Origin of the sequence: Mycolicibacterium arseniciresistens (assembly GCF_030519285.1) — a bacterium.
GTDB classification, from domain to species: Bacteria; Actinomycetota; Actinomycetes; order Mycobacteriales; family Mycobacteriaceae; genus Mycobacterium; species Mycobacterium arseniciresistens.
In genome coordinates this window covers 1-24,280 of the sequence record NZ_JAUMSQ010000123.1, presented here as the reverse complement: position 1 = coordinate 24,280, position 24,280 = coordinate 1, and the positions used below count along the sequence as shown (strand labels likewise).

26 protein-coding genes and 1 tRNA gene are annotated in these 24,280 nt (G+C 69.0%); 11 read left to right on the top strand and 16 right to left on the bottom strand.

Annotated elements, in window-relative coordinates:
- The coding region (locus tag Q2100_RS16625; protein ID WP_302914976.1) for an FAD-binding protein at nucleotides 1-90 on the bottom strand (90 nt) is incomplete at its 3' end.
- Between the two features lie 21 nt (nucleotides 91-111).
- Here Q2100_RS16625 and grcC1 point away from each other — a divergent pair.
- The 3 genes from grcC1 to Q2100_RS16610 all read left to right on the top strand — a co-directional run bounded on the left by grcC1 (nucleotide 112) and on the right by Q2100_RS16610 (nucleotide 2,653).
- Nucleotides 112-1,119 carry a nonaprenyl/(2E,6E)-farnesyl/geranylgeranyl diphosphat synthase gene (grcC1, locus tag Q2100_RS16620; protein WP_302914974.1) on the top strand — a complete coding sequence of 336 codons (1,008 nt, stop codon included), beginning with the start codon at nucleotides 112-114 and terminating at the stop codon, nucleotides 1,117-1,119.
- 78 nt (nucleotides 1,120-1,197) lie between these two features.
- Nucleotides 1,198-2,073, top strand: coding sequence for a zinc metalloprotease HtpX (gene htpX, locus Q2100_RS16615; protein WP_264016056.1), 876 nt, complete (start codon nucleotides 1,198-1,200; stop codon nucleotides 2,071-2,073).
- Between the two features lie 58 nt (nucleotides 2,074-2,131).
- Nucleotides 2,132-2,653: a hypothetical protein gene (locus tag Q2100_RS16610; RefSeq protein ID WP_407667638.1), complete on the top strand. Its 522-nt coding sequence runs from the start codon at nucleotides 2,132-2,134 to the stop codon at nucleotides 2,651-2,653.
- 2 nt (nucleotides 2,654-2,655) lie between these two features.
- Here the strand turns inward: Q2100_RS16610 and Q2100_RS16605 are convergent, their stop codons facing one another.
- Nucleotides 2,656-3,681: an NAD(P)H-dependent glycerol-3-phosphate dehydrogenase gene (locus tag Q2100_RS16605; RefSeq protein ID WP_302914972.1), complete on the bottom strand. Its 1,026-nt coding sequence runs from the start codon at nucleotides 3,679-3,681 to the stop codon at nucleotides 2,656-2,658.
- A gap of 281 nt (nucleotides 3,682-3,962) precedes the next feature.
- On the opposite strand from Q2100_RS16605, the gene Q2100_RS16600 reads away from it, so the two are divergent.
- Genes Q2100_RS16600 through Q2100_RS16585 form a run of 4 tightly spaced genes read left to right on the top strand, consistent with a single transcriptional unit; the run spans nucleotide 3,963 to nucleotide 8,630 of the window.
- Nucleotides 3,963-5,063, top strand: coding sequence for a glycosyltransferase (locus Q2100_RS16600; protein ID WP_302914975.1), 1,101 nt, complete (start codon nucleotides 3,963-3,965; stop codon nucleotides 5,061-5,063).
- On the top strand, nucleotides 5,060-6,082 hold the full coding sequence (locus tag Q2100_RS16595) for a glycosyltransferase (protein ID WP_302914971.1): 1,023 nt from the start codon (nucleotides 5,060-5,062) through the stop codon (nucleotides 6,080-6,082). Before Q2100_RS16600 ends, Q2100_RS16595 begins: the two co-directional genes overlap by 4 nt.
- Nucleotides 6,079-7,575 carry a glycoside hydrolase family 130 protein gene (locus Q2100_RS16590; protein WP_302914970.1) on the top strand — a complete coding sequence of 499 codons (1,497 nt, stop codon included), beginning with the start codon at nucleotides 6,079-6,081 and terminating at the stop codon, nucleotides 7,573-7,575. Before Q2100_RS16595 ends, Q2100_RS16590 begins: the two co-directional genes overlap by 4 nt.
- Before the next feature lie 8 nt (nucleotides 7,576-7,583).
- On the top strand, nucleotides 7,584-8,630 hold the full coding sequence (locus tag Q2100_RS16585; RefSeq protein WP_302914969.1) for a TolB-like translocation protein: 1,047 nt from the start codon (nucleotides 7,584-7,586) through the stop codon (nucleotides 8,628-8,630).
- Here the strand turns inward: Q2100_RS16585 and Q2100_RS16580 are convergent.
- From Q2100_RS16580 to Q2100_RS16550, 7 genes are all read right to left on the bottom strand, one after another.
- Nucleotides 8,623-9,648 (bottom strand): threonine aldolase family protein, encoded by a 1,026-nt coding sequence (locus tag Q2100_RS16580; protein ID WP_302914968.1) that lies wholly within the window; start codon nucleotides 9,646-9,648, stop codon nucleotides 8,623-8,625. The genes Q2100_RS16585 and Q2100_RS16580 overlap by 8 nt on opposite strands.
- 35 nt (nucleotides 9,649-9,683) lie before the next feature.
- Entirely contained in the window at nucleotides 9,684-10,895 is a 1,212-nt protein-coding gene (locus Q2100_RS16575; RefSeq protein ID WP_302914967.1) for a M20 family metallopeptidase, read from the bottom strand.
- Entirely contained in the window at nucleotides 10,892-11,851 is a 960-nt protein-coding gene (locus Q2100_RS16570) for an asparaginase (protein WP_302914966.1), read from the bottom strand. Before Q2100_RS16570 ends, Q2100_RS16575 begins: the two co-directional genes overlap by 4 nt.
- Nucleotides 11,848-12,810, bottom strand: a complete 963-nt coding sequence (locus Q2100_RS16565; RefSeq protein ID WP_302914965.1) for an ABC transporter substrate-binding protein — start codon at nucleotides 12,808-12,810, stop codon at nucleotides 11,848-11,850. The genes Q2100_RS16570 and Q2100_RS16565 overlap by 4 nt, the downstream gene beginning before the upstream one ends.
- Nucleotides 12,807-13,589, bottom strand: a complete 783-nt coding sequence (locus Q2100_RS16560; RefSeq protein ID WP_302914964.1) for an ABC transporter ATP-binding protein — start codon at nucleotides 13,587-13,589, stop codon at nucleotides 12,807-12,809. The genes Q2100_RS16565 and Q2100_RS16560 overlap by 4 nt, the downstream gene beginning before the upstream one ends.
- A complete protein-coding gene (locus tag Q2100_RS16555) occupies nucleotides 13,586-14,407 on the bottom strand; it encodes an ABC transporter permease (protein WP_302914963.1) in 822 nt (273 codons plus the stop codon). The genes Q2100_RS16560 and Q2100_RS16555 overlap by 4 nt, the downstream gene beginning before the upstream one ends.
- A gap of 260 nt (nucleotides 14,408-14,667) precedes the next feature.
- Nucleotides 14,668-15,159, bottom strand: coding sequence for a YajQ family cyclic di-GMP-binding protein (locus Q2100_RS16550; RefSeq protein ID WP_264016049.1), 492 nt, complete (start codon nucleotides 15,157-15,159; stop codon nucleotides 14,668-14,670).
- A gap of 99 nt (nucleotides 15,160-15,258) precedes the next feature.
- Between Q2100_RS16550 and Q2100_RS16545 the strand changes: the two genes are divergently transcribed.
- A tRNA-Tyr gene (locus tag Q2100_RS16545) sits at nucleotides 15,259-15,341 on the top strand.
- Between the two features lie 63 nt (nucleotides 15,342-15,404).
- Here Q2100_RS16545 and Q2100_RS16540 read toward each other — a convergent pair.
- Complete coding sequence (locus Q2100_RS16540; RefSeq protein ID WP_302914962.1) at nucleotides 15,405-15,707, bottom strand: hypothetical protein; 303 nt, start codon at nucleotides 15,705-15,707, stop codon at nucleotides 15,405-15,407.
- 295 nt (nucleotides 15,708-16,002) lie between these two features.
- Between Q2100_RS16540 and Q2100_RS16535 the strand changes: the two genes are divergently transcribed.
- Entirely contained in the window at nucleotides 16,003-16,356 is a 354-nt protein-coding gene (locus Q2100_RS16535; RefSeq protein ID WP_302914961.1) for an ArsR/SmtB family transcription factor, read from the top strand.
- A complete protein-coding gene (locus Q2100_RS16530) occupies nucleotides 16,353-16,892 on the top strand; it encodes an SRPBCC family protein (RefSeq protein WP_302914960.1) in 540 nt (179 codons plus the stop codon). The genes Q2100_RS16535 and Q2100_RS16530 overlap by 4 nt, the downstream gene beginning before the upstream one ends.
- A 7-nt stretch (nucleotides 16,893-16,899) precedes the next feature.
- Here Q2100_RS16530 and Q2100_RS16525 read toward each other — a convergent pair whose 3' ends face one another.
- The 6 genes from Q2100_RS16525 to Q2100_RS16500 all read right to left on the bottom strand — a co-directional run bounded on the left by Q2100_RS16525 (nucleotide 16,900) and on the right by Q2100_RS16500 (nucleotide 22,582).
- Nucleotides 16,900-17,391, bottom strand: coding sequence for a hypothetical protein (locus Q2100_RS16525; protein ID WP_302914959.1), 492 nt, complete (start codon nucleotides 17,389-17,391; stop codon nucleotides 16,900-16,902).
- A 55-nt stretch (nucleotides 17,392-17,446) separates the two neighbouring features.
- Nucleotides 17,447-18,508 (bottom strand): glycosyltransferase family 4 protein, encoded by a 1,062-nt coding sequence (locus tag Q2100_RS16520; RefSeq protein ID WP_302914958.1) that lies wholly within the window; start codon nucleotides 18,506-18,508, stop codon nucleotides 17,447-17,449.
- Nucleotides 18,505-19,605 carry a glycosyltransferase family protein gene (locus tag Q2100_RS16515; protein ID WP_302914957.1) on the bottom strand — a complete coding sequence of 367 codons (1,101 nt, stop codon included), beginning with the start codon at nucleotides 19,603-19,605 and terminating at the stop codon, nucleotides 18,505-18,507. Before Q2100_RS16515 ends, Q2100_RS16520 begins: the two co-directional genes overlap by 4 nt.
- A 344-nt stretch (nucleotides 19,606-19,949) precedes the next feature.
- Nucleotides 19,950-21,095, bottom strand: a complete 1,146-nt coding sequence (locus tag Q2100_RS16510; protein WP_302914956.1) for a serine/threonine protein kinase — start codon at nucleotides 21,093-21,095, stop codon at nucleotides 19,950-19,952.
- Nucleotides 21,096-21,286: 191 nt separating this feature from the next.
- Complete coding sequence (locus tag Q2100_RS16505; protein ID WP_302914955.1) at nucleotides 21,287-21,589, bottom strand: hypothetical protein; 303 nt, start codon at nucleotides 21,587-21,589, stop codon at nucleotides 21,287-21,289.
- Nucleotides 21,590-21,619: 30 nt separating this feature from the next.
- Entirely contained in the window at nucleotides 21,620-22,582 is a 963-nt protein-coding gene (locus Q2100_RS16500; protein WP_302914954.1) for an alpha/beta hydrolase, read from the bottom strand.
- Between the two features lie 100 nt (nucleotides 22,583-22,682).
- On the opposite strand from Q2100_RS16500, the gene Q2100_RS16495 reads away from it, so the two are divergent.
- Nucleotides 22,683-24,221 (top strand): alkaline phosphatase D family protein, encoded by a 1,539-nt coding sequence (locus Q2100_RS16495; RefSeq protein ID WP_302914953.1) that lies wholly within the window; start codon nucleotides 22,683-22,685, stop codon nucleotides 24,219-24,221.
- The last annotated feature ends 59 nt before the right edge of the window (nucleotides 24,222-24,280 follow it).

The window sequence follows — 24,280 nt, the reverse complement described above, 5'->3', positions numbered from 1 at the left end:
CACGTCGCGGCCGTCGCGGGCGGCCCACGCCGCGGCCGCGGACCCCGCGGGTCCGGCGCCCACCACAACCACGTCTGCCCTGGTTCTCATCGTCCCCAGTATGTTGGAGAGGTGAGGACACCGGCGACCGTGGTGGCAGGCGTGGATTTCGGCGATGCGACGTTCGCGTCCGACGTCCGCGACGGCGTGGCCCGTATCGAGGAGCTGATGTCCTCTGAGCTGGGCAGAGCCGACGAGTTGATGGCCGAGGCCGTGCAGCATCTCTTCCAGGCCGGTGGCAAGCGGTTCCGCCCGCTGTTCACGGTGCTCTCGGCGCAGCTGGGGCCCGAACCCGACGGCTGGCAGGTCTCGGTGGCCGGCGCCGTCATCGAGCTGGTGCACCTGGCGACGCTGTACCACGACGACGTGATGGACGAGGCGCAGATGCGCCGCGGCGCCCCGTCGGCCAACGCCCGGTGGGGCAACAACATCGCCATCCTGGCGGGCGACTACCTGTTCGCGACCGCGTCACGGCTGGTCTCGCGGCTCGGCCCGGACGCCGTGCGGGTGATCGCGGACACCTTCGCCCAGCTGGTCACCGGCCAGATGCGGGAGACGCGCGGCGCCGCCGAGGGCGTCGACGAGATCGATCACTACCTCAAGGTCGTGTACGAGAAGACGGCCTGCCTGATCGCCGCCTCCGGCCGCTTCGGTGCGACGTTCTCCGGCGCCGACGAGGAGCAGATCGAGCGGCTCAGCCGGCTGGGCGGGATCGTGGGCACGGCGTTCCAGATCTCCGACGACATCATCGACATCGACAGCGACCCCGACGAGTCGGGCAAGGTGCCGGGCACCGACCTGCGCGAAGGCGTGCACACACTGCCGGTGCTCTACGCCCTGAGGGAAACCGGCGCCGACGCCGACCGGCTGCGGGAACTGCTCGCCGCCCCGATCGACAACGACGACGACCTGGCCGAGGCGCTGCGGCTGCTGCGTCGCTCACCAGGGATGACGGCGGCCAAGGAGACGGTGGCGCGCTACGCCGCGCAGGCCCGCGACGAGCTCGATCAGCTGCCCGACGGGCCCGGCCGGTATGCGATGGCGTCGCTGGTCGACTACACCGTGAATCGGCACGGCTGAGATCACGGAACCCGGGCGGCGGTCCGGAGCGTTCAACCGGCGAAGACCTCTCAGATCTGCGACAGGAGGAAGTCCGCGATGAGCTGGAACCCACACGCCAACAGGTTCAAGACGTTCCTGTTGCTGGTGTGCATGTCCGCGCTGATCGTGTTCGTCGGCGCGCTGTTCGGCCGGTCGATCATGTTCCTGGCGGTGCTGTTCGCCGTCGGCATGAACGTCTACGTCTACTTCAACAGCGACAAGCTGGCACTGAAGGCCATGCACGCCCAGCCGGTCAACGAGATGCAGGCGCCGGCGATGTACCGCATCGTGCGCGAACTCGCGACCGCGGCCCGTCAGCCGATGCCGCGGCTCTACATCTCCGACACAGCCAACCCGAACGCGTTCGCGACCGGGCGCAACCCGCGCAACGCCGCGGTCTGCTGCACCACCGGGATCCTGCACATCCTCAGCGAGCGGGAGCTGCGCGCGGTCCTCGGCCACGAGCTGTCGCACGTCTACAACCGCGACATCCTGATCTCGTGTGTGGCCGGTGCGATGGCGTCGGTGATCACCGCGCTGGCCAACATCGCGATGTTCGCGTCGATGTTCGGCGGCAACCGCGACGGCGCCAATCCCTTTGCGCTGCTCTTGGTCTCGTTACTGGGGCCGATCGCCGCGACGGTCGTGCGCCTCGCGGTGTCCCGGTCGCGGGAGTACCAGGCCGACCAGTCCGGCGCCGAGCTGACCGGTGATCCGCTCGCGCTGGCGTCGGCGCTGCGCAAGATCGCCGGCGGGGTCGAGGCGGCCCCGCTGCCGCCCCAGCCGCAACTGGCCGACCAGGCGCACCTGATGATCGCCAGCCCGTTCCGGGCAGGGGAGAAGATGGGCAAGCTGTTCTCGACGCACCCGCCGATCGAGGAGCGGATCCGCCGGCTCGAGGACATGGCAGGTCGCGGCCCCGGCCGGTACTGACGGCCATCGGTGCCCGCCGGATGCGCAACCACGTTAGGGTGATCGCGTGCTGAGCAGAATGCTGATCGGCGCGGCCAGTGCCGTGGGGGCGGTCTTCGTCGGAATGCCGGGGACCGCGGCAGCCCAACCACCTGCGCCGCCGCCGCCACCGCCGTTGCCCAACGTCAACGCCTGGGCCCCGGCCAAGCTGCCGGACTACGCCGTGACTGACGGCAGGTGGTACGCCTTCGCCACGCCTGAGGGCATCACCTGTGTGTTGCAGCGCAACGGCGGCTACGGCTGCAGCGGCGCACTGCCCGGTGCGCCCGGCGGGGCGAACCTGGTGAGCGGCGGCCCCGGGGCGCCGGGGTTCTCGAGCACCTCGGCGCCGCTGTACGCGGGGACGGAAGCACCCAAGCCGCTGCCCCCGAACACCCGGCTCAGCTTCCAGACGGTCAGCTGCGGCACCGACGGCACCATCACGTCGTGCGTCGACACCCGGACTCAGAACGGCTTCGTCATCAGCCCAACGGCCAGTTGGGTCGTCGGCGGCAACCCGCTGGTCGACCGCCCCGAGGGCACCAGCCCGTACTTCAACTGACGTCAGAAGCCCTGGCCGTGCACCTCGTGGCCGGGCTTCTCGGCGGCCAGCCCGCGGTAGGCCTGCTCGACGGACGAGCCGTGGTAGATGACGCCGTCCACCTCGCGGGCGATCGGCATGTTGAGGCCGTACTCGTCGGCGAACTCCATGATCACCTTCGAGGCCTTGACGCCCTCGGCGACCTGGTTCATCGACGCGATGATCTCGTCGATCGACTTGCCTGAGCCGAGCTGTTCGCCGACGTGGCGGTTGCGGCTCCGTTGGCTGGTGCACGTGACGATGAGGTCGCCCATGCCTGCCAGCCCCGCGAAGGTGTCGCGGTGCCCGCCGAGCGCCTCGCCCATCTTCGACATCTCCCGCACCGCGCGGGCGATCACCATCGCGCGGGTGTTCTCGCCGATACCCAGCGAGTAGCCCATGCCCACGGCGATCGCATAGACGTTCTTCAGCGCGCCCGCCATCTCCACGCCGACCACGTCGTCGGTGGTGTACGTGCGGAATCGCTTGGTACGGAACAATTCCGCGAGCCGTGCCGCCAGGTGCTGGTCGGGCATGGCGAGCACCGCGGCTGCGGCGTAGCCGTCGGCGACCTCACGGGCGATGTTCGGCCCGGCCAGGATTCCGGCGGGGTGGCCGGGCAGCACCTCGCCGACGATCTGGCTCATCCGCATGTTGGTGCCCTGCTCGAGGCCCTTGACCAGCGAGACCACCGGGACCCACGGCCGCAGCTCGCCTGCCAGTTCCTCGAGCACGCCGCGGAATCCGTGCGATGGCACGCCCATCACGACGACGTCGGCCTGGTTGGCGGCCTCGGCGAAATCGGTGGTGGCACGCAGCGTCTCCGTCAGGGCGACTTCGTCGCCGAGATATTTGGTGTTGCGGTGATTCTCATTGATGTCCTTGGCCGTCTCCTCCGAGCGCACCCACTGCAGCGTCGGTCCGCGCCTGGCGCAGATGGACGCGACGGTGGTGCCCCAGGAGCCTCCGCCGAGGACGACGACATTGGGTTCGCGCTGAGCCGGTGCCATCCGATCAGGGTAGGGCGGACGTCTCCGATCGGAGGGCGAATTCAGCTGCTCAAAACGCCGCCCGCACCGTAGCGACGGCTTTGGGTGTACGGTCGGATGAGTTGGGCAACCAGCCAGTCCGGGAAGGGTCGGCCGTCTCACCGCCGATCGCCCGAGCAATCGCTCACGCCGGACACACCGGTGGCAACCGCAAAGCCGGGATCACCTTGACCGTTTCGTCCTTTCTCCGACCGTCGTCTTTCGACAGTGCAGCGCAGTCGTTCCCGCGTCCCACCGTCGGAATTCTCAGTACCTATCCACCGACCAGATGTGGCTTGGCCACCTTCAGTGCGGCCCTTGCCGACGGCTTGGCTTCACACGGCTCCGACATCAACGTCGTGCGGGTCGCCGGCGACTCGTCCCCCTCGCACCCGAGAGTCGTCGGCGAAGTCGTCAACGGCTCGGCGTCCTCGGTGCGCGCCGGCGCCAAACTGCTGAACCGAAGTGACGTGGCTGTCATCCAGCACGAGTACGGCCTCTACGGTGGCACCGACGGCGACGAAGTCGTCGACATCGTCGGCGAACTGCAGGTCCCGTCGATCGTGGTGGCCCACACGGTGCTCAAAAGACCCACGCCGCACCAACGTTGGGTCCTGGAACGGCTCGCGGCGCTGGCCGATCGGGTGGTCGTGATGTCTGACGCCGCCAATGTCCGGCTGTGCCAGGGCTTCGATGTGGACAGTCGCAAGGTCACCACGATCCCGCACGGCGCGCGGATCCCAGCGCAGGCGCCGACCAAGCGTTCCGGCAGACCCACCTTGCTGACCTGGGGTCTGATCGGCCCCGGCAAGGGCATCGAGCGGGTGATCGAGGCCATGCGGTCACTGCACGGCCTCACAGGACAACCCCGCTACCTCGTTGCCGGCGGAACCCATCCCAAGGTGCTGGCCAACGACGGCGAGGCCTACCGCGACGCTCGCCGTGAGCAGGCCAGGCGCCACGGTCTGGCGGGTTCGGTGTCGTTCGACGACGACTACAGGAACGCGGCGTCGCTGACCACGCTGGTGCAGTCGGCCGCCGCCGTCGTGCTGCCCTACGACTCCACCGATCAGGTCACCTCCGGCGTCCTGGTCGACGCCATCGCACACGGTCGTCCGGTGGTGGCCACCGCATTCCCGCACGCCGTCGAACTCCTGGGTACCGGGGCGGGCATCATCGTCGATCATGGTGACGCCGACGCGATGACGTCAGCCCTGCGGCGGGTGCTGACCGAACCGAGGCTGGCGGGATCCATGGCCGCCGAGGCGCGCAGGCTGGCGCCGACGATGTCGTGGTCCATCGTCGCGGACGCGTATCTCGGTTTGGCTCAACGGGTTCTCCTCGAGCGGATGGCTGCTGCATGAACACCGAGACACCCGTCCCGCTGTTCGACCATCTGCGGCGGATGACGGACAGTCGCGGCACCTTCGAGCACGCCTGCCTCGACGCTCCGCGGCCCGAACACGGCTACTGCACCGACGACATGGCGCGGGTCATCGTCGTGGTCGTCCGGCAACCCGAGGTGGACCGTACGCTCAACGGTCTGGCCGGGCTCGCGCTGCGCTTCCTCGGCGACGCGCAGACCCTGACCGGTCCCTGCCGAAACCGGATGGACAGCAGTGGTCGCTGGACCGACGAGCCAGGTCTCGACGATCCGTGGGGCCGCTGCGTATGGGCCACGGGAACAGCGGCGGCGCACAGTCCGGTCGCATGGGCGAAGCAGACCGCTCTCATGCAGTTCGAGCGTGCCGTTCAGGCGCGGTCGACATCACCTCGGGCGATGGCTTTCGCGGCGCTGGGTGCGGCCGAACTGCTCGGTGTGCAACCCGATCACGCGGGTGCACGCAGACTGCTCACCGACTACCGCGAATCCCTTCCCGCACCGACCGGTGATCCGGCCTGGCCGTGGCCGGAGGCTCGACTGGCCTACGCCAACGCCGTTCTCGCCGAGGCGATGATCGCGACCGGCGACGAACTCGACGACGCCGAGCTTCGCCGGCGCGGACTCGATCTGCTGGCCTGGCTGGTCGACTACGAAACGGTGGACGGTCACTTCTCACCCACGCCGGTGGGCGGCCGGGACAACAGCGATGCGCGGCCCGGCTTCGACCAGCAGCCCATCGAGGTGGCCGCACTCGCCGACGCCTGCGCGCGCGCCGCTGCCGTCGATCCCGACGAGTCGTGGCCCGACGGCGTGCGCCGGGCGGCGGCCTGGTTCGAAGGCGACAACGACTCGGCGCAGGTGATGTGGGATCCCGCGACCGGTGGCGGTTACGACGGTCTGCACGCCGACGGGGTGAACCTCAACAGAGGCGCCGAGTCGACACTGGCGGTGCTCTCGACGTTCCAACACGCTCGCCGGCTCGCGACCGTGCCCCGATGACCTCGGTGGCGAGTCCGCTCGCCACTCGGAGTCCGGTGCGACTCACACCGGACAGGTCGCGGGTGATCACCCAGTTGTTCGTGCCGGGCCAGGAGGGATTCGAACATCAGGAGTCCCGAGCGGGAGTGGTGCTGCGCCGCATCCTCGCGCTGGACGAGGACGAGGTCCGGTCGACCCTCGACGATGTGCTGACCCGATTCCAGGGACGGCACCGCGACGTGGTCGCGACATTCCGCCGGCACGCCCGGGAACTCGCTGACCGCCTCGATCAGGACGTGGAACTCACCCCGGAGCGGATGCTGCTCGTCGGCGCGGCGTTCACCAATGAATACGCCATCGAAGGGGCGGCGCTGTGCAACCCCAGCATGGTCGCGCACCCCGACCAGACCGATGTGCCCGCGGGCAGCCTGCGATTCGTGATGAGTGTCCGCGGCATCGGTGAGGGGCACCGGTCCTCGATCGGGTTCCGCACCGGGACCATCGACGCCGCAGGCGGGGTTCTGCTCGACGACCCGCCCGCCTTTGCTTCCGTCGGCGTCATCGACGCCTCCCTGCTCGAGGCCGCCGTGTTCCGCAGCGAGCTGAAGCGGCTCGGCGCGGCCGGTGAGGCCGCCGACTACGTCCTCGACGCGCTCGGTGACAGCTTCACCCGTGCCGACCTGAGCGAGCGTCTGGACCGGCTGAACACGCACCGGAGCACCCGCGGGCACGCACACAAGACGATCACGGCCATCCGGGCCGTCGGCGAACGCACGTACGGGATCCGGTTCCCCGACGAGGTGCCTCTCAGCGAGCGGGTGCTCGTCCCGGCGACGGGCGCCGAGGCGGGCGGTATGGAGGACGCGCGATTCCTCCGCTTCGTCGACGACGACGGCTCCGTCACCTATTACGCCTCCTACACGGCCTACAGCGGCACGCTGATCAGCCAACAATTGCTCGCAACAACGGATTTCCGCACCTTCACCTCCACTCCGATGGTCGGTGCCGCCGCCGCCAACAAAGGCCTGGGACTGTTTCCCCGCCGGATCGCGGGCCGCTACGCGGCGATGTCGCGCTCGGACCGGGAGACCAACTCCGTCGGCTTCTCCGACCATCGGTGCGTGTGGAACGATGCGTCGCCGTGCCAGCAACCCGAGCAGCCTTGGGAGGTGCTGCAACTCGGCAATTGCGGCCCGCCGATCGAGACGCCCGACGGGTGGCTGGTGCTCACCCACGGCGTCGGTCCGATGCGCACGTACCGAATCGGGGCGCTGCTGCTCGATCTGGACGATCCGACCCGGATCGTCGGCCGACTCCGCCAACCGTTGCTCAGCCCGGGCGCCGACGAGCAGGACGGCTACGTGCCGAACGTGGTCTACTCCTGCGGCGCGCTCCTGCACGGCGAGACGCTGGTCATCCCGTACGGAATCGGCGATTCGGCCATCGGATTCGCCGCTGCGCCGCTTCCAGCGCTCCTCGACGCCCTGCGAGAGTCGGCGCCGCCGCCCGGATAATCGACGGCGTGATGGTGCGAACTCTGCTCGCAGGTCTGGCGTCGACGGCACTGTTGGTGGCGTGCCAGGCGCCGCAGTCCGAGCCGGAAACCCGTGGGCCGATGCTGGCGTTCCGGGCCGCCAACGAGATCGGGCTGGCGCAGGGTGGCACGGTACTCGCGACCGAGCCCGGCGACTTCGCCGCCACCGGTGAGCCGATCCTCACCGAGGACGGCCGGTTCGTGTTCGCCCGCAACGACGGCCGGCTTGCGGTGCTCGACACCGAGAGCACGTATCCGCGGACCATCGAGGTGCCGGTCGGCCCGTGGGTGGGCACCGGCGGCGGCAGCACCGTCGTGTGGGTCGAGGAGCCGGACAGGCTGATGCAACTCGACCTGGCCGTGGCGGATCCGGCGCCGACACTGCGCCGGACACTCGACCTGCCGGCAACGGTGGCCCCGTCCGGTCCGCCGCTGCTGGTCGCGTCGCGCGGGGACACCGCGGTGGTGGCGCGGGCAGAGTCACAGCCGCCGCCGTCCAACGGGCCGCACATCCTGTACTCGGTCCGCGCCGACGAGCCGCCGAAGCCGCTGGGGGACACGAACGCGAACACGCCGATAGAGCGGGCGGTGATCAGCCCGGACGGCGACAGCCTTGCCTACGCGGTGTTCCGCGAGTCGGGCGGCGGCTGCGGTTCGGCGGCGCTGACCATCGTCTCGCTGAACGATGCGGCGCCGCGCACGATCAATGTGGGCTCGCGCGATCCCATGGTGGGCGACCGAGTGCTGTACCTGTGGTGGACGGGCATCACGCCGGAACTCAGCCACGTCGAGTGGAACTGCGCCGACCCGGAGATCCGAAGAATGCCGACGGTGTCGGAGGTGCGCGGGATGAGCCTGTACCCGGCGTTGCAGGGCGCCGCGCTGCAGATCCTCGACGTAGGGCCGGGCATCACCGCGACGCTGGAGCCGTCGGCGTTGATGGGCGGCGAGCCCGTCGGCCTGCTCATCGTCGACGACAAGGGAGAGAAGACGCCGGTGCACACCGACGTCAGCGCCGTCGCACCGGTCAGCTGAGGAGTTCGACCAGCGTCTGCGCGGCGCGCCGGCACTGCTCGGCGTCCACGTCCAGGTGGGTGACGGCGCGCACGGTCCGCGGACCGAACGCGTTGAGCAGCACGCCGCGGTCACGGGCACGGCTCACCAGTTCGGCCGCGTCGAGCTCCAGCGCGGCGGGCAGATGGAAGACGACGATGTTGGTCTGCACCGTCGCAAGATCGATGGAGATGACGCCGGACAGGGTCTCGGCGAGGGCGCGGGCGTTCGCGTGGTCCTCGGCGAGCCGGTCGACATGGTGGTCGAGGCCGTACAGCGCGGCGGCGGCGAAGATCCCGTTCTGCCGCATCGCCCCGCCCATCCGCCTGCGGTGGCGGTCGGCCTGGGCGATGAGGTCGGCGCTGCCCGCGAGCAGTGACCCGCCGGGCGCGCCGAGGCCCTTGGAGAACGCGACGGACACCAGGTCGAAGGGCGCGGCCAGCTCACCGGGCGTGGCGCCGGTGGCGACGGCGGCGTTCCACAGGCGGGCGCCGTCGAGGAATGTCGCCAGGCCGCGCTCGCCGGCCAGCGTGCACAGCTCGACCACGTCGGCCTGCGGGAACACCACGCCGCCGGCGCGGTTGTGGGTGTTCTCGATCTGCAGCACCGTGGTGACCGGGAACACCGGCAGACCCGAGGGCTTGATCGCGGCCAGCATCTCGTCGGCGGTGAAGGTGCCACGGCTGCCGATCTCGACGATCTGCACGCCCGCGTTGAGCGCGGCGCCACCGGCCTCGTGCCATGCGGCGTGCGACTCGGCGGCGGCGATCACCTCGTCGCCGGGGCGCGTCAGTACCCGCAGCGCCACCTGGTTGGCCATCGTGCCGGACGGCAGCCACAACGCCGCCTCTTTGCCGAGCAGCTCGGCGAGCATGTCCTGCAGCCGGTTGGTGGTCGGGTCCTCGCCGTACTGGTCGTCGCCGACCTCGGCGTCGGCCATCGCGGCACGCATCGCCGCGGTGGGCCGGGTGACGGTGTCGGAGCGCAGGTCGACGGGCACGACGACGACGGTAGTCAACCGCCCGCGATCGGAGGTCAGACGGACAGGTACGCCCGCACCGCGTGTTCGAGCACCCGGATCGCGGTCTGCATGGTGTCGATCGAGATGCTCTCGTCGTAGACGGCCCACCCGTCATCACCGGGGCCGAACGTGACCGCGGGTATCCCGGCGTGCCGGAAACGGATCGTGTCGTTGAACGCCGGCTTGGTGTAGTGCCGCACCGGTTCGCCGGTCACCGACAGGTACGCGCTGTCGATGGCGCCGACGAGCGCGTCGTCGTCCCGCAGCGGAATCGTGCCTGCGACGAACGTCGGCCCGTCGACGAAGCTCACCTCGACGTCGATACCCGCCGGGGCCGACGCGGTGAGCCGCCGCTGGAACGCGGTCAGCAGATCACCGGCCGCGACGCCGGGCCCGATGTTCACCGCGGCGACCCGAGCCGTCGCGGACAGCGGGGTGAACTGCGCCATGCCCGCCTCACCGGCGGTCAGGCCGACCACCGACACCGGCCACTCCTCGACGGGGTGGACGCGCAGATCGGCCAGCGCCTCGGCGAGGAACTGGGCGGGGTTCACTCCGGTGTCGGGGCGCCAGATGTGGCTGGACCGGCCGCGGGCGGCGATGTCGAGAAGTGCGTGACCGGTCTGCGCCGTCGCCAGTGCGATGCCGCCGCGCGCGCCGTCGGTCCACGCGGTGGGCTCGACGGTGATCGAGGCGTCGGGCCGCAGGCCGTAGGTGTCAACCAGATAGCTCGACCCTTCGACGCCGTTGCGTTCCTCGTCGACGGTGAGAGCCACCAGCAAGGTTCCGCCGGAAGGTGGCTCGGCCACCACCCGCCGGGCAGCGGTCAGCAGGGCAGCGAGATTGGCGCGGGTGTCCGAGGTGCCCCGCGCGTAGATGCGGCCGTCGAGTTCGACTGCCTCGTAGGGATTGTCGGAGCAGATCGACCATCGGCTGGGCGGTCCGGACGGATAGGTGTCGAGGTGGTCGTTGAGCATCAGTGTGGGCCCAGGACCGAACACCTTCGTGGCGAGCACATTCTGGCGCGTCGGATGGCGCCCGACCAGCGTGACGTCGAACCCCCATTCGTCGAGCAGCGCGGCGACCGGGTGGGCGATGCGGCTCTCCTCGGGGGGCCTCGCGGGCCCGTCGAGGCTGTTCTCGCACCACGGCTGACCGGCGGCGACGAGGGTGCGTACCAGCGCGACCAGTTCTGCTCGCTCGGTCGGAGCGGCGATGACGGTCACAGCGCCTCGGCTTCGCTGTCGATGAGACCGCGCAGCCCGTCGGCGTCGACGCCTTGGGCGAGGCCGAGTGTGACGAGCAGCCGGGCCCGGTGCGGTGTGAGGCCGGGTGCCAGATAGGCGCCCGCCGCGGCGAGGGTCGCCACGCCGCCCGGATATCCATACCTCGGTGCCACCCGGGCATCGGGCGCACGGGTGGTGATGACGACGACGGTGCCGTCCTCGATGAGCCGTTGCGCCGCTGCGGCCTGCCGTGGCGGTAGGTTGCCTGCGCCGTTGGCCGCCACGACGACGGCGGGGTGCCGCGAACCGGCGAAGGTGAGCAGGGCGCCGTCGTCGTCGAGTCCGGCGACGACGATCGGCACGGGCCGGATCGTGGCGGTCGGTGCGCCGTGCGCCGCGCCCCGGGACAGTTTCCGGAACCAGGCGACCTCGCCGCCACCGACGATTCCGAGCGCTCCGCGGCCGGGTGCGTCGAACGCGTCACGGGCCAGTCCGGACACCTTGAGGACTTCGCGGGCTGCCCAGACGCGGCCGGCGAACACGACCACCGGGTCGATGTCGGCCCCCGAGGACGCGACGGTCAGCGCATCGGTGAGATTGGCCGTCCCGTCGGTGTCGGGCCGGGCGCCGGTGACCATCGAACCGGTCACCACGACGGGCACCGGCCAGCTTCCCCGGTAGGCCAGCCACGCCGAGACCTCCTCGATGGAGTCGGTCCCGGTGGTCACCACGACGCCGCCGACTCCCTGTGCGACGAGCTCGGACAGCCGGGCGACCAGCCGCTCGAGCACCGCGAAGTCGACCTCGGATCCACCGACCAGCGCGATGTCCTCGGCGCCGCCGAATCCGTCGACCCGTTCGGCGAGCGCGGCGGCATCGGCGAACGGTACTGCGCCGCCTGATGTTTCGCGCATCGAGATGGTGCCACCCAGTCCGAGGAGGCGGATGTCGCTCACTTGGTGGATCCGTCGAGCGGGCCGGCGACGACGATCGTCGCGTAGTCGGGCACCTGGGCGTCCTGCGGGATGCGGCCGATGCTCTGGGCCCAGCGCGCGCGGTCGGCGAGATCGGCGGGCAGCTCGGGACCGAGGCGGGTGTCGAACTGGAATTCCTTGGCGACACCGCCGATCAGCTCGTCGTCGAGACCGGTGGCCTTCGCCACCGCTGACAGCGCCTTGGGGTCCCGGTCGGTCAACGGAGCGTCGGCCTGCCGGACGGCGCCGAGGAACGCGCTGAGGTCGTCCTCACGCTGGGCGAGGGTGTCGGCGGTCGTCAGGTAGAGGCTGTGCTGGTTGTACTTCTGGCGCCCCTGGAGTTCTACGCCGTCGTCTCCGAGGGCGGCCACCGCCTTCGCGAGCGGCGGCTGGAACACCGCGACGGCATCGACGTCACGATTGGTGATGGCGGTGACGACCTCCGAAGGCCCGGTCTGGACGAGTTCGGCCTCGACACCTGCCTCGTCGAGGAACTTCGTGGCGAAATAGTGGGCACTGCTGCCGAGCGGGACGGCGATCTGTCGTCCCGACAGGTCGGCGATCGAGTCGATGCCCGCCGATCGGCGTGCGACGAATCGCCCTCCGTCCCAGCGCGCTCCGTCCGCGATCACCCGCACATCCGGGTTCTTGAGCGCGGCCGCCGAGGTGGGCACGTCGCCGCCGGTGGCCACGTCGACAGCACCGCCGGAGAGGGCTTCGAGCGCCGCGGCGCCGGTGGGGAACGGAACCACCTCGACGTCGACCCCGGACTGCTCGAAGTAGCCGGCGTCCTGCGCGACGGGCACCTGCGACCAGCACGGGTCCACCACCCATCCGACGGTCAGGGGTTGCGCGGAATCGCCGCTGTCGCTGCTGCATCCACTGACGGTGGCTGCGCCGATCGCGAGTGCGGCCAGTGCGGCGGTGATCGTTCGATTCATGACGGGTCTCCCGGAGATGCGGACAGAGTGGGGCGGAGCAGGTCGTGCAGGCGACGGCGCAAGGGCGCGTAGTCGGCGAATTCGGCGATGCGGCCGGCGGTCCGCGGCAGGGGGAGCGGATTGTCGAGCCGCTCGGCGATCGACCCGTCGGCGCCCATCACGACGATCGAGGAGGCGATGCGGATCGCTTCGTCGACGTCGTGGGTGATGAAGACGATGGTGGTGCCGGAGCGCTGCCACAGGTCGATGACGAGGTCCTGCATCTGTTCTCTGGTCAGGGCGTCGAGTGCCCCGAACGGTTCGTCCATGAGCAGCACCTGCGGACCGTTGGCGAGTGCGCGGGCGATCCCCACCCGTTGGCGCATGCCGCCGGACAGTTCGTGCGGCGACCTGCCCGCGACGTCGGGAGCGAGACCGACGGCCTCCAGCAATTCGGCGATTCGTGTGCGCCGCTGCGCGCGCGGGACTTTGGCAGCCCTCAAGGCGAACGAGATGTTGCCGCCGACGGAGGCCCACGGGAAGAGCACATCGCGCTGGAAGACCACGCCGCGTTCACGACCCGGCCCGGTCACCAGGGCGCCGTTGAACGACACGTGGCCGTCGGTCGGCGTGACGAAGCCGGCGATGCAGTTGAGAAGAGTGGACTTGCCGCAGCCGGACGGTCCCAGCACCGCGAGAAATGTTCCGGCGTCGATCGTCAGATCCAGATGATCGAGCACGCTCGCCGCGCCCGCATAGCGGACAGTCAGGCCGTCGATGTCGATCCCGGCGGCCGTCATGACTGCTCCGTCGCCCAGCGGACCAGACCTCGGGTGCCGCGGTGGAAGACCTGATCGGCCAGTGCGCCGACGATGCCGAGGGCCAGCAGGCAGGCGAAGAGCCGGTCCGGCTGGCTGAAGAGCCTGGCCTGGTCGAGCCGGAAGCCGAGGCCTTCGGTGACGCCGGCCTGCTCGGAGGCCACGATCAGGATCAGCGACATCGCGATGCCCTGTCGCAGGCCGGTGAGGATGAACGGCAGCGCCGCCGGCAGCACCACCGAGGTGAAGACCTGATGTCGCGGCGCACCGAGGCACGCGGCGACCCGCAGGTAGTCCTGCCGGGTGGACGCGATACCGGCGTGGGTGTTCACCCACACGGGGAAGAAGACGCCGAGGCTGGTGAGGAAGAGCTTGGACTCCTCACCGATACCGAACCAGAGGATGGCCAGCGGCACGAGGGCGATCGCGGGGATGGGTCGCACCACCTGGATGGCCGGCTCCAGCAGGACGCGGGCGACGCGGCTGCGACCGGTGAGCGTGCCGACGACGATCGCCAGGGCCGAGCCGACCAGGAAGCCGCTGAGTGCGCGGCGGAAACTGGCGGCGGCATCTTCGGCGAGGGTGCCCTGCCGGTACATGTCGCCCGCGGCGTCGACGACGTCGGCGGGCGACGGAAGAAGCGAGGGTGAGAACACCTCTAACCGGACCGTCAGCGCCCACAGTGCCACCACGCCGCCCAAGCTCAGCGCTGACAGCAGCAGGTAGCCGTAGCGCCGTGGTGAGGCCGTCGCGCTTAGCCGCGTGGGTGAGGTGTGGTGCCGGGACTTCAGGGTGGTCATGCGGTACCCCGACGCTGGGTCCCGGATGGTCGGAGGGCTGCCGCCATCACGTTCCTTCTATGCCGCTGAGCTGGTCGGACGAACCGTAACGGCGTATTCAGGAGTCGAGACGAGAGCGGTGCGGGGTAGCCGCCCCCGCTGGGGTCAATGCGCCAGCGGGCGATCCCGCTCACCTGCGGCGACGGGTGACGGTCGAGTCATTGCGCCACCCGAACGGGCGGTCGCCGACTTGCGATCAGGCTGATCCGAGTGTCGCCGCGTCAGCGGTAGTTGACGAACTGCAGCGCGACGTCGAGGTCGGCGCCCTTGAGCAGCGCCTGGACGGCCTGGAGGTCGTCGCGCTTCTTCGAGCTCACCCGGATCTCGTCGCCCTGGATCTGGGCCTTGACGCCCTTGGGTCCCTCGTCGCGGATGAGCTTGGTGATCTTCTTGGCCTGCTCGCTGGTGATGCCCTCTTTGATCGACCCGGACACCTTGTACGTCTTACCGCTGGCCTGCGGTTCGCCGGCGTCGAAGGCCTTCATCGAGATGTCGCGGCGGATGAGCTTCTCCTTGAAGACGTCGACGGCGGCCTTCACGCGTTCCTCGGTGGAGCTGACGATCTCGACGGCCTCCTCGCCCTTCCACGCGATGGTGGTGTCGGTGCCGCGGAAGTCGAAGCGGGTGGACAGCTCCTTGGCGGCCTGGTTGAGCGCGTTGTCGGCCTCCTGCCGGTCGACCTTGCTGACGATGTCGAAGCTGGAATCCGCCATGGACTCGCTCCCTCCCTGAAGTGTTCGGCCCGTTTTCGTTCTTGGCCCATCCTCGTTGTACCCTGCTACTCGCACCAAATTCCAGGGTGCGACCATCCCGGCAGGTTGCCCGAGCGGCCAATGGGAGCGGACTGTAAATCCGTCGGCTTACGCCTACGCAGGTTCGAATCCTGCACCTGCCACGCAAATCAGCCCCACTTTCGAGTGGGGCTGTTTGCGTTAGGGCACCGCGATTGTGTTGCGGGTCAGCGCCAGGCGCGATCGAAGGGCATTTTGTCCTGGCTGTCGATCCAGCCGTCCCCGTCGGAGTCTGCCGGGGTGGTCTCGAACATGTCGTTGATGATCGCGTTCCGGCCTTCCCGCGCGATGGGATGAAGTGGTGCGGGCGCCGGCCGCATGGCGGGAGGCATGTCGGTGCAGACGCCGGCCGTGTCGGTGGGGTACCAGCCGGGATCGCACGCCGCGGCAGTCGGGGCGGTGGCGATGATGACGCCGGTTCCGGCAGCGCCGAGGACGAGGGCGAAGAGCGAGGTCGTACGCGAGAACATGGCGTCACTTTCGGTCGTGGTGATCTCGGGCAGGGCTCCGCACGAGATGCGATGGCGACGGGGCCGCCGTCCCTTCTCAGGTTCTTCTCAGTCAGCGGAAGCCTATGGGCAGCCGCGGCGCGCGGCCAGCGAAGCCTGTGGATCCGGGGAGGCCTTCTCAACGGTGCAAGTACTCGATCTTGTTCCAGTGGTCAGCAAACGTCCAATGCTGCAGGTCGCGCATTGCCGCGTGCGCTTTGGCCGCCGAACCCCGGTCGCCAGAAATAATGCGTAACAACTCTGTTACGCTTTTTCCGTGGACGAGATCGCAGGGGCCGTCGCGGACCCCGTGCGCCGCGACATCCTCGAGTCCCTGCGCGACCGGCCGATGCCGGCCGGCGAGATCTGCGAGATGTTTCCGATCAGCCGCCCGGCAGTGAGTCGTCACCTGCGCGTACTGCGGGACAGTGGCCTCGTGACGGCTGAAGTCGTTGGCAGGCAGCGGATCTACACCCTCGACCCTGACGCCGTGACGCCCCTGATGACGTGGCTGGCCGGCCTCGCGACTCCGGTGAGCTGGGAAGGGCACCTCGACGCGCTCGAAACGGAGGTCCACCGCACGCGCCGCGAACGGCGCGGAGATCCGACGACCAAGGAGGCCACCGCATGAAACCGCCATCACCGACGGCCCGGCTGTTCGCGACCCCCGCGGGTTACGACCTCACCTTCACCCGGACGTTTCGCGCATCCGCCGACGACGTGTGGGCGAGCGTGACCGAACCCGACCGCAGCGCCAGATGGTTCGGCACCTGGAAAGGCGACGGCGCACCCGGTTCGACCATCGAAGTCCAATTGGGCTTCGAAGAAGGTGCGCCGTGGTGTGACATGCGGATCGAGGCGTGCGATCCGCCGCGCCATCTCGCCCTCACGATGATCGACGAATCGGGCTCGTGGCACCTCGCGCTGTTCCTCGAAGAGTCAGGTGGAACAACCGAATTGCGATTGATTCAGCGTCTGGAGAACGCTCGCGGGATCGAGGACGTCGGACCCGGCTGGGAGTACTACCTCGACAACCTGGTGGCAGCCAGGGACCAGTCGCCACTGCCGGACTTCGGTGCCTACTACCCGTCGATGAAGCCGTATTTCGAAGCGCTCGAGGCGACACCGGCTCACCACCCGGATGGAGTCGGCTCCAGAGTCGAATGACTTGGCGCTATCCGCGCTTCGTCAGGGTGAACGTCCCGGGCCTGTTGGGTCCCTGCGGCACGCCCTCGCAGTTCACCGGCGCGCTGGTGCTCGTGCCCCCGGCCAGTGTCGCGCCGTCCCAGGTGTAGGTCGTGGTGCCGGGCAGCCGGCGTTCGTCCGGGCAGATGACGGCGTCCGGCCTGTTGATCGTCATCGCCCACTGGTTGCCGGTCAGCCGCGCGTTGCCGCTGTACGGCACGAGTATCTCGACGGCCGCCGTGACATTGGCGCATCCGGGCCCGCACGGAGCGACCGTCCAGGTTCCGGTGAGGACCTGACCGGACGCCCGGGTGTACCGCAGGTCATAGACGCCCTGGAACGCCTCTCCGCCCGCCGCAGTCGGAGCGGGAGGAACCGGGGCAGCCTGTGTGGGCCCGCCCGCCCAGCCGGTGCCCGCCGATCCGACCGCCACGCCGGCGGCGATGATGAGGGCTGCCGGCAGCCCGCGAGTGATGGTCATGACGCTTCTCCCTTGATGTCGGTTCTCACGGCGCGGGTCAGCCCGCGGCCGCATGTCACTTCGTCGGTGCCGCAACGGACGCATACACCTCCTCGTAGCCGGCGACCATGCGCTCGATACCGAAGAATTCCTGGACGTGGGCACGACACGCGTCCGGATCGATGTCGCCGACAGCCTCGAGGGCGGCTGCTAGCTCTGACGGTTCGTTGCAGACGTATCCGGTCTTACCGTCGACCACGACCTCGTCGACCGACCCGGCCCGCAGCGCCACGACGGGTGTGCCGGTCACCATCGCCTCGATCATCACCAGCCCGAAGGGCTCCTCCCAACGGATCGGGAACAACAGGCACCGCGCTGCGGCGAGAAGATCACGCTTCGCCAGGGCGCCGACGGGCCCGATCACTTTGTCGCCGTGCGCCAACCGGGGCATGACCTCCTGCTCGAAATAGCCGCGGTCGCCGGGTTCGACGCACCCTCCGGCGAGGACCAGTGGGATGCCCGCGGAGTGAGCAGCATCCAACGCCAGGTGCGGCCCCTTCTCCGGGCAGAACCGGCCCAGGAACAGCGCGAAGTCGTCCTTGGTCGCGCGGAAGGGCCAATCGGTGACCCGGAGGCCGTGGTGCACGGTCCCGACCCAGTTCAGATCCGGCGATGAGCTTCGTTGACGATGGCTGACGGCCACCAGCCCGAGGTCGCGATCGAGAGCCGAATAGTAGCGACGCATGTCGACGTCGATCGTGGCGTGCACGGTGGACACCGTCTTGACGCCCAGGCTGCCGTAGCTCGACGCGTTGAGGGCGCCGGACATGGTGTGATCGTGAATGATGTCCACGCCTTCCCGGCGCGCCAGCCGCGCGATCTCCCGGCGTACCTCGATGGCGTGCACGATCTCGGGACGAACCTGACCCAGTCGCTCGGGAACGGCCTCAGGTGAGATCGCGATGAAGCGCGCGTCGGTCCTCGAATGCCCCGCGCCCAGGACGAACACCGTGTGCCCGCGCGCGACGAGGCCATCGGCCAGGTCCGCGATGACGGCCTCGGTTCCGCCGTAATCCTTCGGCGGGACCTCGAAGTACGGTGGCGCGACGAGAACCACTCTGAGGTGTCCGGACGTCACATCGTTCGCTCTTTCACGGGAGAATCGGACCTGGCGATGCCGTCGTTCATCGAGTCGAGCAGCGTCCTCCACGGATCGGTCGGGAACAGCGACTCCACGGCCTGGCGATTGCGCTTCAAGCCGGCGATCAGGTCCGCGTCGCGCCGCGCGAATCCCGCCAGCACATCGACGAACTCCGCCGCGGCCTCGGTCATGCCGGTTCCGTCGGTCTCGAACATCGTGCAGCTGATGCCGGCGGCACCGTAGACCTCGTCGAAGGCGTTGTATCGAGTCGACACGGCGGGAACCTCTGCGGCAGCAGCCAAGCCGGCACCCAGGCCGACCGTCTCGAAATCGCTGACACTGGGCGTGAAGACAACCCCGCCGTAGGTCGCACGCGCCAGCCGCAGAAGGTCCACTTCGTCCAACCGCCAGTCCCCGTCGGCTTCTCGCACCGATTCGAGAGGGACGCCGCCGAGGAATCGGACGTACTTCTCCGTCGCGAGTTCGTCGCGCAGTGCGACGAGTTCGTCGCCGTAGTCCGGATCTTCGTCGAGGTCGCCGAAGACGAGCAGGTAGGGCGGCGGAAGTGAACGGCGGAGGCACTCGGCCACGACTTCTGCGTGGAATCGCAGCGATTGATTCACGCCCTTGACCCGGTAGATCCGCACCGGGCTCAGCAGTATCGGTCGTTCCGGGCTCAACTCGAGTTGTCGCGCGAATTCGTGATGGCGGTCGTCGATTCCCGTTCGGATCACCGGAAGCAGGTTGGCGATGACCTTCGGTCGCGACGCGGTGTCATAGCTTTCCGCCTCTCGCGCGAGCCCCTGGGACACCACGATCCAGTTGATGTGTGCGGCCTCGGCCGGCAGCGGCGTCACGTCATTGGGAACGGACGGATAGAACCGTCGATCAATTGCCATGTCCCAGCGCCCATTCGAGCCGCACAGATCGTGATCCCAGATCACCAGTCCGCCCTGGCGCGCGCGGTAATGGCGGTCTGCAGCCATGTAGAGCGCGGACGTCACGCTCACCGCATGCGGGAGGGTGAGATTCACCGCGAAGACCCAGTCCGGGTCGTGGCGATCCAGCCATGTCGTGAAGTGGTCGAAGTACACCTTCCGCAGGGTCTCGATCCGGTCGACCAGCGACTGCCGCGCGGCTTCTTCCAAGCCATCGAAGGCGGTGACGCATCGCCGGATGTCCTCGAGCTCTGCCGACAGCTCGGCTCGGTCCAGCCCCGCGATCGAGTCGTTGACCGTCGGCCTGAGCCACGGCGGATAGGGGTGTGGATCCGGTCCGTTCGGAAAGAATCGCGTCTTGTCCGACCGCCACGAGTAGCCGAGGTCGGCGGCGACCGTGTGGTCGAAGACGCCCATCGACCGTCCGAGGTGGTAGACGCTGCGGAACACTGTCAACAGTCCCGAGACCGGTAGGCCGTCGCCACAGATCAGGCCGATCTTCACGTCACCAGCGGGCGGTAGTCGCCGGCCGAGAAGTACTCCTCACACCCTCCGATGCGGCGCACATCCCAGGTGGCGCAGTGCAGAGATCCGCCGAACTCGAAGACATTCCGGAACGGGATGGTGAACACCTCGAAGCCGAGCCCGGACAGCAGATCCTGAAGCGGACGCTCCTGTTCCTCACAGACGACCTTGGTCGGTGAGATGCTCAGTACGTTCATCGACAGCCACTTCGACGACTGGCAGTAGTCAGGCATCTCGGAGTTGCTCGACATAGGCCGCGGAGCGGAGACGAACTCCCAGTCATCGGTGAGGAAGAGTTTCTCCTCGCCGGCACGCAGCGGTCGGTCGGGGTTGGTGAGTATGAGTCCGGGGCGTAGTGGAACGAACGTGCAATCGATGTGCGACGGAAAGAAGTCGAGGGGGAAGTGCACAGGGTGCACGCGGAAGCCCTTGGGTTCGAGGTGCCTCTTCAGCCAGTTGATGCCCGCCCGGTTCGATGTCATCGACTCCTGGACCACCAGGTCTCGGCCGAACCTGCTGATGTCAGCCGCGTCGAAGACCACCTCGTCCTGCGACACGCAGAACTCGAAGGCGTGCATCTCGGAATGCCGCTTCTCGTCGGACCAGTCCCAGAAGCCCTCGCGGTACATGCCGTCGCCCATCGACGGCTTCGGCGCGGTCGTCCAGACCACGCGTGGGTCGGCCTTCCAGTATTCGTAGACGAGGTCGCGATAGGCGGTGAACTCGAAGTATCGCGACCGGCGTGACATCGGTGCTTCGATGATCTCGCTCCCGATCGTGATCATCACGTCGCGCGGGCACACCGCGCAATACTGGTTCGCGACCGAGAAGTGCGGAGTGGCGACACCTCTGCTGAAGTCGTGTGGAGTGGGCCTGCGGACCTTGACTCCGTGCGACTCGAGGAGGGCCTGAAGCCCGGCCAACTCCTCATTCGCACGTTCGATGGCTTCGGGTGGCTTCGGTCCCTCGGGAAAAGGCGTGCCACGTCGTGCATTACGGATCTGCGGGCGACTGCCGGGCTCGGTGGGCTCGAAACACGCGCCGTCCGCGGAGCCGACGACGACCTCCTCGAGCGGATCCCACTCGTTCCAGGAGTTCACCACCGCGGACAAGGTACTCATGGCGAACAGCCTTTCGGACCGATGATTCCGCCTTCCGGAAATCCCGCCCGGTGATGTTCTCTGCCGTCGGAAAGGATTTGATCTTCATCGTTCATGCCCGTGCAGTGCCGGTCCAAGATGTAGCACACAACAGAGTGGCCATGGGTCACATTGACGGCAGCGCAAAAGGGCCGCGCGGTGCGCCACCGGGCCTACTCGCCGGAGCGGAAGCGGTCCTGCATCGTGTACGTGTAGCCGCTGATCGTGAGGTACGGCGTCATGACATACGCCAGCCCGATCGACGCGATCCCCAGGATCGACACCGCCGCCACCACGTTGGGCCAGAACGGCGCGGCCATGCCGAGCGCGAACAGCGGGATGGCCACCGCCCAGCCGCCCCAGTAGACGCGGCGGCCGAGTGCGGGCTTGTGGGTGAGCGCACGGCCGGCGATGAAAGCGACGACCATGGCCAGGAACGCGCCGATGATCAGCGCGGTCGAGATCTCGTCGGACACCACCTCAGCTTAGGTGTGGGTGTCAGCGGGTCAGAGCGCGCGTAGCCGGCGCAGCCGGTCGGCGACTGCGCGCCGGGAAACCTCCGCGTCGGTGACGATCATCTCGAAACCATGCGGGCAGCCCGGGTGGACGTGCAGTTCAGCGGGAACACCGGCGGCGGCGAGCCGGTGCGCGTAGTCGACGATCTCTGCCCGGAAGATGTCGAGGTCGCCGGTGTCGAGGTAGGCGGGCGGCAGCCCGGCCAGGTTCTCCTCACGGGCGGGCGCCGCGTAGACGGGCACGTCGGGTCCGCCGGCGCGGTCGCCGAGCAGGGCGCCCCAGCCGGTGACGTTGTCGTCGTAACTCCACACCATCCCCTCGGCGGGGATCTGCGGGTCGGGTGTGGTGTTGCGGTCGTCGAGCATCGGGTAGATCAGCAGCTGCAGGGCGAGCGCGGGGCCGCCGCGATCGCGGGCCAGCAGTGCCACGCCTGCGGCGAGCCCGCCGCCTGCGCTGTCACCCATCACCGCGAGCCGCCCGGCGTCCACCCCGAGATCGGTTGCGTGTTCTGCCAACCACTGCAGCGCGGCGTAGCAGTCCTCCACCGGCGTGGGGTGCGGGTGCTCGGGTGCCGCGCGGTAGTCCACCATCAGCAGCGGCACGCCCGACTCGGCCACGTAGCGGCGCACGATCGCGTCGTAACCGCGGCCGGTCTCCTCGAGACTGAGGATCATCCCGCCGCCGTGTAGATACAGTGCGGCGCTGCCGTTTTCGGGCACGCCGACCGGGCGGTACCACCACAGCGGCAGTTCCGCGCCGTCGGCGGTGGTGAGCACGTGCCGGTTGACATCGACGCCGTCAACGGCCGGGACCATCTCGGCGATCAGGTCGAAGGTCGCCGTGGTGTTCCGCCGTCGGGTGGCGACGTCACCCACCGGCGGGGGCGTCGGGTCGGCTGGCTGCGGCGCAGCGAGCAGCGCGGCGAGGATCTCAGGATCGAATGGCAGCGGCACGCCCCGAGAGTATCCGGTGTTCGCGCAACGGCATCGTCGCGGCGGGGCGCCGTACAGCCGGCGGTCACCGGCAGGACAACCGGGTCGCAGACACTGCGCCGTGTCTCAACTGAGCCGCAGGGCCGTGCTGCGGGGAGCGGTTGCGCTCGGGGTGTTGCCGTTCGCCGGTTGCGCCGTCGCGCGCAGCACCAACCTGGTGCCCGCCGACCCGTTCACCCTCGGCGTGGCATCCGGCGACCCGGCGCCCGACGGAGTGGTGATCTGGACGCGGCTGGCGCCGGACCCGTTGGCCGACGACGGATTCGGCGGTATGCCCGCCCGACCGGTGGACGTGGAGTGGGAGGTCGCGGCCGACGAGCGATTCACTCGCGTCGAGCAGCGCGGTATCGCCACGGCGACGCCCGATGCCGCACACAGCGTGCACGTCGACCTTCAGGGACTGCGGCCGGGAGCCGAGTACTTCTACCGGTTCCGCGCCGCGGGGTACCTGTCACCGACCGGCAGGACCCGCACCGCGCCGCCGCCCGATGCCCTCGCGACGGCCCTGACGATGTGCGTGGCGTCGTGCTCGCATTACGAACAGGGCTGGTTCACCGCCTATCGGCGACTGGCCGGGGAGCAGCCCGATCTCGTTGTGCACCTGGGTGATTACCAGTACGAATACGAGGCGAGGCCGGGCGGGGTGCGCAGGCACGCCGGGCCGGAGACCGTCACGCTGGCCAACTACCGGCAGCGGTACGCGCAGTACAAGACCGACCCCGACCTGCAGGCGGCGCACGCCGTCGCGCCGTGGCTGGCGGTCTACGACGATCACGAGCTGGACAACAACTGGGCCGACGAGACTCCCGAGAAGCCGCAAGCCGAGTTCCTCGCCCGGCGGGCGGCGGCGATGCGGGCGTACTACGAGAACATGCCGCTGCGGCGGTTCTCGCAACCGCGCGGCGTCGACATGCAGCTGTACCGGCGGATCGGCTGGGGCGCGCTGGCCACGTTCCACCTGCTCGACACCAGGCAGTACCGCACCGATCAGCCGTGCCGCGACGAATACCGCACCGACTGTGCCGAGCGGTTCAACCCGTTCGCCACACTGACGGGCGCCGAGCAGGAACGCTGGCTGCTCGACGGTTTCCAGCGGTCGCGAGCGCGCTGGGACGTGCTGGGACAGCAGGTGTTTCTCTCCCAGGTGGAGCTGACCCCGGGGCCGGGCCTCGGTGTGAACCCTGACGCGTGGGACGGCTACCCCGCCAACCGCGACCGCATCGTCGCGGGGCTAAGGGCGCCTGCGGTGCGCAACGCGGTGGTGCTGACCGGCGACGTGCACAGCCACTGGGCGGCCGAGGTGCACGAGCGCCCAGGCGACGTGTCGTCACCGGTGGTGGCGACCGAACTGGTGACGACGTCGATCAGTTCCGGGGGCGACGGATCGGACAGCAGGGCAGACGTTGACGCGGTGCTGCCGGAGAACCCGCACATCCGGTACTTCAACAATCGGCGCGGGTATGTCCGCGCCCGTGTGACGGCCGACGAGATGCGGGTCGACTTCCGGGTGCTGCCGTACGTGTCGCGACCGGGCGCACCGGTACGCACCGGCGCGTCGTTCGCGGTGCCGGACCGGGCGGCGGCACTGAACCGGCTCTGACGGCGCTCTGACGCCGTACCGTCAGCCGGCCGTCAAGACATGTTGACGGCCGACGGCGG